1 protein-coding gene is annotated in these 891 nt (G+C 56.7%); it reads left to right on the forward strand.

Annotation, left to right across the window (positions count from 1 at the left end):
* Positions 1-141: 141 nt before the first annotated feature.
* Positions 142-594: a universal stress protein gene (locus CWO89_RS44600; protein ID WP_130584428.1), complete on the forward strand. Its 453-nt coding sequence runs from the start codon at positions 142-144 to the stop codon at positions 592-594.
* The last annotated feature ends 297 nt before the right edge of the window (positions 595-891 follow it).

Genomic DNA, 891 nt, shown 5'->3' on the forward strand with positions numbered 1-891 from the left:
GATGGCAGTCAAGGGCCATCACCGGACGCTTGTTGGTCCACGAAAGAGCTTCGGATTGGCCCGTAGACGGACGGCGACGATCGGACCATATAAATAAGGATCCCTTTTAGGGAAAATGTTCGACGAGCAAGGGAGCCCCAAATGTACGGCAATATTCTCTTGAGCACGGATGGATCGGATGTCGCGAGAAATGGCGTTAAGCATGGGATTGGTTTAGCAAAGGCCCTGAACGCTAAAGTGACAGTTATCACCATAACGGAACCGATGCCGGTCTACTATGGGAACGGATACGCCTCGGGATGGACTCCCTCGCGGGAAGAGTTTGATCACTTTGACGCAGCCGGCAAGGAACGTGCACGCAGAGTGCTCGATGAAGCTCGAGCTATGGCGGAGCAGATCGGGATACCTGCAGAACTCTTGCATGTTCCGAATGCGCACCCAGCCACTGCGATTATCGAAACAGCAAAGTCCAGAGGCTGCGACCTAATCGTCATGGGCTCTCATGGGCGTCGCGGCCTCACGAAGCTATTTTTGGGGAGTCAAACATCGGAGGTCCTAGCCGACGGAAGCGTGCCGGTGTTGGTAGTGCACTAGCGGACATAGGGCGTGGGTTGACGGCGAGCAAGAGCGCCATGATTTCCAGTGTGGGCGGGCGGTTGAACATCCACCCCGGTTGGACTTCGTCAGTAAAGCTAGTGTCCGCTTGGGTCAACGGGCGCCCTTTTGCTCTCGCTACGATGATTTCCGGTCAGGCCCAGCGAGCGGGAATATTTGGAGTCGGCCGGAAGGTCTCAGACGGGTCATCAGCGTCGTTTCGGCTATCGGTCGGTCGCTTCCGGTCTAGCCCAATGAGCGGACATGGTCAGAGTCCGTCGGCATGTCGCTGAAGGG

It is taken from the genome of Bradyrhizobium sp. Leo170 (genome assembly GCF_004296405.1).
Lineage (GTDB): Bacteria > Pseudomonadota > Alphaproteobacteria > Rhizobiales > Xanthobacteraceae > Bradyrhizobium.

Bases quoted from the DNA above. Each gene is read 5' to 3' on its own strand.
- CWO89_RS44600 (WP_130584428.1), top strand. From the start codon at position 142: ATGTACGGCAATATTCTCTTGAGCACGGATGGATCGGATGTCGCGAGA.